A 7,919-nucleotide genomic window follows, 5' to 3' on the forward strand; every position below is an offset into this window, starting at 1 on the left:
GTGGGGACCTGGCCTTCGCTCATCGCTTGCCCTCCCCGGCCGCTTGATGAGCGGCACGCCCAGCGGCCTGGTCAGCGGCACGACCCGTTGCAGGATCAGCGGCACGACCCGTTGCAGGATCAGCGGCCTGACCCGTTGCGCGACCAGCGGCCTGGCCAGCGGCACGACCAACGGCACGACCAGCGGCCTGGCCAGTCGCCTCCTCGGGCACCGGCAGCGGTTGCCCACGCCGGTCGCGGCCGAAGATGCGCGGTTTCAGATAATGATCGAGCATCGGCGTCGCCGCGTTCATCAGCAGGATGGCGAAGGCGGCGCCTTCGGGATAGGCGCCAAAGGTGCGGATCAGATAGATCAGCAGGCCGATGCCAGCGCCAAACACCGCCTGCCCGATCCGCGAGACCGGCGAGGTGACCGGATCGGTGGCGATGAAGAAGGCGGTCAGCAAGGTCGCGCCGGCGAGCAGATGCAGCAGCGGCCCGGCGAAGCGCGTCGGATCGATCAGATGCAACAGACTGGCAGGCAGCACGACGCCGAGCAGCACCGCGACCGGGATCACCCAGTCGATCACGCCCTGGCGCAGCAGGAACAGCCCGCCGAGCAGCAGCAACAAGGCCGAGGTCTCGCCCAGGCTGCCGGGGATGCCGCCGAGCAGCGCGCCGAGCGGCGGGAACAGCGCCGGCATCGCCGCGCCCAGATCCTGCCCTTGCTGCCGGGCGAGATCGACCTGACCGAGGAGCGAGGCGCCGCTCATCGCATCCCAGGGCGCAGCCAGCCCGTCCAGGCTGATGCTCAGCGCATCGCCGACAGTGGGCGCCGGCGCGAAGAACAGCGGGTGCGGGCCGACCCACTGCGTCATCTCCAGCGGAAACGAGACCAGCAGCACCACCCGCGCCACCATCGCCGGATTGAACAGATTCTGGCCGAGTCCGCCGAAGACCTGCTTGCCGACGATGATGGCAACGAAGGCGCCGACCACGCCGATCCACCAAGGCGCCCAGGGCGGCAAGGTCAGCGCCAGCAGCCAGCCGGTGAGCAGGGCCGAGCCATCCAGCAGGCTGGGCTTGAGCGGCTTGCCGGCCAGGATCAGCGCCAGCGCCTCGAACAGGAGCGCGGCACCGAGCGTCACCAGGAACAGAAAGATCGCCGGCCAGCCGAACTGCCAGAGGCCGAGCAGCGTCGCCGGCAGCAACGCCAGCATGACCAACCGCATGGTCCGCTCGATGCTGACCGGCGCATGCGCATGGGGACTGGCGACCAGTGCTGGCGCTAGCATGCGTCCAGCTCCTCGACGACCTTGTCCGGCGTCGACCTTGGCGCTTGCTGAGGCGCGACCTTGGCCGCCGCCTCGGCCTGTTTCTTCGCATCCGCCTCGCGCTTGCGCTTGGCCATCGCCTCGCGCTTGGCGCGCTTCTGCGCCTCCAGCCGCCGCGCGCGCTGTTCGGCCAGGCGCTTGGTCTCGGTCTGCTTCTGCTTGGCGCGCCCGCGCGCGGCCAATTCGCCCTTGGCGTGATTGAAGGACTGCACCAGCGGCAGATGTGCCGGGCAGACATAGGCGCAGGAGCCGCAGCCGATGCAGTCCATCAGCCCGTTCGCGACTGCGGCCTCGAGATCGCCCGCGCGCACCTGGGCCGCCATGGCGAGTGGCACCAATCCGCAGGGACAGGCCTGCACGCAACTGCCGCAGCGGATGCAGGGAGCGGCCTCGCGCAGGCCGGTCTCGGCGGCGGTCAGGGCCAGGATGCCGTTGGTGCCCTTCATCACCGGGACCCGCAACTCCGGGATCGGCTGGCCCATCATCGGCCCGCCGGCGATCAGCCGCGCGGGCTCCTCGCGGAAGCGTCCGCAATGCTCGACCAGATCCTCGATCTTGGTGCCGATCAGCACGCGCAGATTCTTCGGCGCGCTGATCGCCCCGCCGGTGACGCTGACCACGCGCGAGATCAGCGGATATCCGAAGCGCAACGCCTCGTGCACGGCGAAGGCGGTGGCCGGATTGTGCACCACCACGCCGATATCGGCGGTCAGGCCACGTGCCGGCGTCTCCTGGCCGGTCAGTGTTTGCACCAGATGCTTCTCCGAGCCCATCGGATAGCGCAGCGGCAGGCGCACCACCTCGAACGCGGCGAAATCGGCCGTGGCACGCTGCATGGCGGCGAGCGCCTCGGGCTTATTGCCCTCGATGCCGATGACGATGCGGCGCACACCGAGCGCATGCGCCATGATGCGCGCGCCGTCGACGATCGCCGCGCCCTGCTCGCGCATCAGCTGATCGTCGCAGGTCAGATAGGGCTCGCACTCGGAGCCGTTGATGACCAGGGTCGAGAGCCGATACCGCTTGCCGAGCCCGAGCTTGACCGCCGCCGGGAAGGTGGCGCCGCCCATGCCAACGACGCCGGCCGCGGCGACGCGCCGGGCGATCTCGTCTGGCGCCAGCGCGAAGGGGTCATCGACCCCGGCGATGCGCTTATGCCAGCGATCCTTGCCATCCGGTTGCAGGCTGATGGTGCGCACCGAGAGCCCGGAGGGATGATTCGCCGGATAGAGCCCGAGGCCGACGATGCGGCCCGAGGTCGGCGCGTGGATCGGCGCCGAGACCGCGCCCTGGGCGCGCGCGATCAGCTCGCCCTTGGCGACGTATTGGCGCCGCTGCACCAGCGGATTGGCGATCGCGCCGATATGCTGCTGCAGCGGGATGTGCAGCAACCTCGGTAGCGGCAGCGGCTCGATCGGGCGGCCGGCAGCGAGGGTCTTGCGGTCGTCGGGATGCACGCCGCCGCGGATTCTAAACAAGCGCATCGCTCGGGCCTCAGCAAGCATGGATGGGGGCCGTCACGCGACCAGCGGCTGGGGCCAGACCCAGTTCGAGGGGGTCTGTGTCTGCGCGCGCATCTCGATGCACTCGGTCGGGCAGACCTCGGCGCAGTCGCCGCAGCCGATGCAGGCGTCCTCGAACACGGCATGAATCTGATCCTTGGCGCCGACGATGGCATCGGTCGGGCAGCGCTTGAAGCACTTGGTGCAGCCAACGCAGAGGCGTTCGTGCACATAGGCGATTTGCGGCGCCTGCTCGGTGACGCTGTTCAGGTCCAGCGCCACCCCGAGCCGCTGCGCCAACGCCTGCGCCAAGGCGCGGCCGCCGGGCGGGCATAGGGTGACCGGCGCCTTACCCTCGGCAACCGCCTCGGCGGCCGGCGCACAGCCTGGAAAGCCACACTGACCGCACTGCGAACCCGGCAACAGCTCTTCGATCTCGGCCACCAGCGGGCTCTCCTCGACCTTCAAGAACCGCGCCGCCACGCCGAGCAGCGCGCCGAGCCCTAGGCCCAGGGCGGTCAAACTCAGGATTGCGGAAACCATGATGTCAAAACGCTCCAGAGGATCAAGCCAGCCCCGCAAAGCCCATGAAGGCCAGCGACAGCAGTCCGGCGACGATAAAGGCGATCGGCGCCCCGGCGAAGGTCGCTGGCACCCGGGCCAGCGCCAGACGCTCGCGCAGCCCGGCGAACAGCACCATCACCAGCGTGAAGCCGAGCGCCGACCCGAAGCCATACAGCAGGCTCTCGACGAAACCGTGCTGCTCCTGCACATTGAGCAGCGCAACGCCGAGCACGGCGCAATTGGTCGTGATCAAGGGCAGGAAGATGCCGAGCACCTGATAGAGCATGGGCGAGAGCTTGCGCACCATCATCTCGGTGAACTGCACCACCGCCGCGATCACCAAGATGAAGGTCAGGATACGCAGAAAGCCGATATCCAGCGGTTCCAGCACCAGATGCTGCAACAGCCAGCTGGCCGCCGCCGCCAGGGTCAGCACAAAGGTGGTTGCCAACCCCATGCCAAGCGCGGTATCAAGCTTCCCGGAGACGCCCATGAATGGACACAGACCAAGGAACTTGACTAGCACCACGTTGTTCACCAGCGCGGTCGCGAGGATCAGCATCAGAGACTCGGTCATAGGCTTCGCTGGGGCCCTCCGGCACGGGGGCAGGCGCGCGACCAAGGCCGCTCGCCGGCAGGATGAAGAGGAGCAAAGCAAGCCGAATGCCAGCTCGGCGAGCATTGCGCTCAGCGCGGCAGAGGATCCGCATCCCCAACCCTCAACCGCACTGCAAAGCGCGCTAGGATCGGGGCTGGGGCCAGCTAGCCGAGCATGGGATGTTGCCTGGACCGGACCAATGCCGGTGGTCGAGCGCTGGCGCGACTGTCGTGGACGAGACACCCCGGATGTTGCAGCGCAGCACATTGTCACAAACCCGACAAGGCGAGCGGTTGCTCGATGTGATGAGCGGACCTGCCGCAAGGCCCATCGGCGGCATCGACAGGCGCATGCGTGACGGCATGAATCCTGCATGATCTTGACGTCTCTAGGACGACCCGGCTCAGCGGAACCCGAGGTCTCGCCGCCGACCCCGGATTGGCGAGACGACAACGACAGGTCACGATAGAGGAAACACTGATGGCTCAAACATCCGCGGAGGGCAACGCAACGCACTCGCAGTCTCCGAATCCGCCAGGCGCGTCCGCTTCAGCCCCGACAGCGGGCGGCTCGAATCCAGCCCCGCTGTCGGGCGCGTCAGCAAACGCCGCCGCGGAGCAGGGGCAGCCGCTTGTGCGCAATGCGATCGCGGCCTTCCTGCGCCAGCCCCCGGCGGGGACGCCGCCCGAAGTGCTCGCGGCCCTGCGGTTGATGGCCGGCGATGCCTCCGAGCCACTGCCGCCACGGCTCTACTTCGAGACCGTCGAGCAATCGCCGGTGGCGATCTCGATCACCGATTCAGCGGCGAACATCCTCTACGCCAATGCCGCCTTCGAGCATCTCAGCGGCTATCGGCGCGACGAACTGCTGGGCAAGAACCAGTCGATCCTCTCCAGCAACGCGACACCGGAGAGCATTTACCGCCAGCTCTGGCGCACCATCCAACGCAAGAAGACCTGGACCGGCACCCTGGTCAACCAACGCAAGGGGGGCGCTGAATACCTCGCCGAGTTGGCCATCTCGCCGGTGCTCGATAGCAGCGGCGAGATCGCCTATTTCCTCGGCATGCATCGCGACGTGACGCGCGAGCATGAACTCGCGAGCGCGCTCAGGCAGCAGAAGACCCGGATTGAAAACGTGCTCGATGCCGCACCGACGGTGATGGTGCTGCTCGACGCCGAGGGCGAGATCATCCTCGATAACATGGAGTACAAGAAGCTGTTCGGCGACCTGCGCGGGCGCGAGCCGTTGCCGCTGATCCGCGCCGCGTTGCGCGAGCAGGCCGGCTTCGATCCCCTCGAGCGGACCGTGCCGGCCAGCGGCGACGGCGAGGACTTCAAGAACGTCGAGGTCAGTCTCGAGGTTCCCGGCAGTCTGGGGCCGCGCTGGTTCTCCTGCTCCGGCACCCGCATCAGCGAGCAGGATGGCAGTGCCCGCGGCTACTTTGGCTGGGGCCAGCGCGGCGATGCGCGGCTGCTGCTGCTCGCGACCGATGTCACCGCCCGCCATCGCGAGATCGAGCGCGCGCATCTCGAACATCTGCGCGCGCGCATCGCCGAGCAACGGCTCACCCAAGGCATGCGCGAGGCCCTTGCCGCCGCCAGCTACCAGATCCAGACCCCGCTCAATCTGCTGCGCGCAGCCAGTGCGATGTTCGCCAACGGCGCCGGCACCATCGAGGGGTTCGCGCCGACCCTGGCACAGATCACCGCCACCAGCGAGCAGGCGCTGAAGACGCTGCAAGCGGCCCTCCCGGACGAGATCGTCGAGGCCGGTGTCAGCGTCAACGTCAACGAGCTGCTGCGCCATGTGCTGGCGCTCGAGACCGATGCCCTGCTCTCCTCCGGGGTCACCGTCGACTGGCGTCCCGCGCACGTGCTGCCCGAGATCACCGCGCGCCAGACCGAACTGCGCTCGCTGTTCAAGAACCTCATCGACAATGCGCTGCAAGCGACGCGCGAGAGCGGCCGCAGCCAGCGCGAACTGCACATCAGCACCCGCGCGCTCGCGGACGCGGTCGAGGTCTGCATCCAGGACAGCGGCCCCGGTTTCCCGAGCGGCGATCGCTACAAGGCCTTCGAGCCCTTCTATATCGGCTGGCGTCAGCGGCGCGGCCGCGCTGGCATGGGGCTGCCGCTGGCGCAGGAGATCGCCAACCAGCATGGCGGCAGCATCGAGATCGACCCCGACTACAACGATGGCTGCCGCCTCCTCGTGACCTTGACCAACGCCTTGCCCCGTGACTAACACAGACCCCGTGCCGATGTACGACAAGGATCGAAGAGAGTCGCCATGCCCGGAGCTGCGCCTCGAGACGCACCCGGAGACACCCCCGGAGACGCATCCGGAGACACCCCCGGAGACGCACCCGGAGACATCCCGGCCGACGCAGCGGGCCGACCTGCTCGAGGCGCAGCTCGCCGCGCTGTTCGATGTCAGCCGCATCCTGAGCCGGTCACTGCAACTGCGCGAGACCCTGCGCGCGGTGCTGCAAACCCTGCATGGGCGCGACCGCCTCTGCCTGGGCATGGTCAGCCTGCTCGATGAGGAATCCGGCGATCTGCTGATCAGCGCCCTGCACGACGACGACGCGGTCCCGTTCGAGAAGGTGCGCTATCGGCGCGGCGAGGGCGTCATCGGGCACATCCTCGAGAGCAACCGCGAATGGCTGCTGGAGCGGGTCGGCGACGAGCCGCGTTTCCTCGACAAGCTCGGCATGTTCAACCGTGACCTGCCCTTCATCGGCGTGCCGATCCGCATCGGCGAGGGTCCTGCCGCCGGCGTCTTCGCCATTCAGCCGCCGGTGCGCGACGAGCATCTGCAACAGCGGGCGCGGTTTGCCGAGATGGTCGCCAACCTCATCGGCCAGGCGGTGCTGCTGGCGCGCTCGGTCGAGGCCGAGCGCCGCGCCCTGCGCGAGGAGCGCGACGCGCTGCGCCGGCATCTCAAGAGCAGCCACGGCTTCGACAGCATCATCGGCCACACCCAGCGCATGCGCGTGGTCTTCGAGCAGGTGCGCCAGGTCGCCAAGTGGAACACCACGGTCTTGGTGCGGGGCGAATCCGGCACCGGCAAGGAGCTGATCGCCAACGCCATCCATTACAACTCGCCGCGCGCGCAGAGCACCTTCGTCAAGCTCAACTGCGCGGCGCTGCCCGACAACCTGCTCGAATCCGAACTCTTTGGCCACGAAAAAGGCGCCTTCACCGGCGCGGTGAGCCAGCGCAAGGGCCGCTTCGAGCAGGCCGACGGCGGCACCCTGTTCCTCGACGAGATCGGCGAGATCAGCCCGGCGTTCCAGGCCAAGCTGCTGCGCGTGCTGCAGGAAGGCGAGTTCGAGCGTGTCGGCGGCAGCCGCACCATCAAGGTCGATGTGCGGGTGATCGCGGCCACCAACCGCAATCTGGAGCAGGAGGTCAAGGCCGGCGAGTTCCGCGAGGATCTTTACTATCGCCTCAATGTGATGCCGATCGTCATGCCGGCGCTGCGCGAGCGCATCGAGGACGTGCCCGAGCTGGCGCAATTCCTGGTCGCCAAGATCGCCAAGCAGCAGGGCCGCGAGCTGAGCATCACCGACAGCGCATTGCGCGTGTTGATGCGCTACGACTGGCCCGGCAATGTGCGCGAACTCGAGAACTGCATGGAGCGCGCGGCGGTGATGAGCGAGTGCGGCATCATCGACCGCGACGTGATCGACCTCACCGGGCTCGATGTCGGCAACCTGCCGGAACCGCGCGCCGCGTTCGGCTCGACAACGGGGGCTGGCGCCACGGACCCCGCGATCGATCTCAGCGACCCCGAGATCGACGAGCGCGAGCGCGTCATCGCCGCGCTCGAGCAAGCCGGCTGGGTCCAGGCCAAGGCCGCGCGCCTGCTCAACATGACCCCGCGCCAGATCGCCTATCGCATCCAGACGATGAACATCAAGGTCAAGCAGTTCTAA

Annotated in this window: 6 protein-coding genes; 2 read left to right on the forward strand and 4 right to left on the reverse strand. The window is 68.0% G+C overall.

The genetic code is table 11. From position 1 onward, the window contains the following. Positions 1-19: 19 nt before the first annotated feature. The 4 genes from ACLFQI_RS09545 to rsxA are packed head-to-tail and all read right to left on the reverse strand — an operon-like array spanning position 20 to position 3,955. The gene (locus ACLFQI_RS09545) at positions 20-1,273 is read right to left on the reverse strand and encodes an RnfABCDGE type electron transport complex subunit D (RefSeq protein ID WP_410758822.1); all 1,254 of its coding nucleotides are present in this window, start codon (positions 1,271-1,273) and stop codon (positions 20-22) included. Further along, the gene (gene rsxC / locus ACLFQI_RS09550; RefSeq protein ID WP_410758824.1) at positions 1,267-2,796 is read right to left on the reverse strand and encodes an electron transport complex subunit RsxC; all 1,530 of its coding nucleotides are present in this window, start codon (positions 2,794-2,796) and stop codon (positions 1,267-1,269) included. The genes ACLFQI_RS09545 and rsxC overlap by 7 nt, the downstream gene beginning before the upstream one ends. Before the next feature lie 33 nt (positions 2,797-2,829). After that, positions 2,830-3,357: an RnfABCDGE type electron transport complex subunit B gene (locus ACLFQI_RS09555; protein ID WP_410758826.1), complete on the reverse strand. Its 528-nt coding sequence runs from the start codon at positions 3,355-3,357 to the stop codon at positions 2,830-2,832. 22 nt (positions 3,358-3,379) lie between these two features. Then, positions 3,380-3,955: an electron transport complex subunit RsxA gene (gene rsxA, locus ACLFQI_RS09560; RefSeq protein ID WP_410758828.1), complete on the reverse strand. Its 576-nt coding sequence runs from the start codon at positions 3,953-3,955 to the stop codon at positions 3,380-3,382. A gap of 654 nt (positions 3,956-4,609) precedes the next feature. On the opposite strand from rsxA, the gene nifL reads away from it, so the two are divergent. After that, entirely contained in the window at positions 4,610-6,223 is a 1,614-nt protein-coding gene (nifL, locus tag ACLFQI_RS09565; RefSeq protein ID WP_410758830.1) for a nitrogen fixation negative regulator NifL, read from the forward strand. Continuing rightward, positions 6,216-7,919 carry a nif-specific transcriptional activator NifA gene (gene nifA, locus ACLFQI_RS09570; RefSeq protein WP_410758832.1) on the forward strand — a complete coding sequence of 568 codons (1,704 nt, stop codon included), beginning with the start codon at positions 6,216-6,218 and terminating at the stop codon, positions 7,917-7,919. The genes nifL and nifA overlap by 8 nt, the downstream gene beginning before the upstream one ends.

Origin of the sequence: Halochromatium sp. (assembly GCF_046541315.1) — a bacterium.
Lineage (GTDB): Bacteria > Pseudomonadota > Gammaproteobacteria > Chromatiales > Chromatiaceae > Lamprobacter.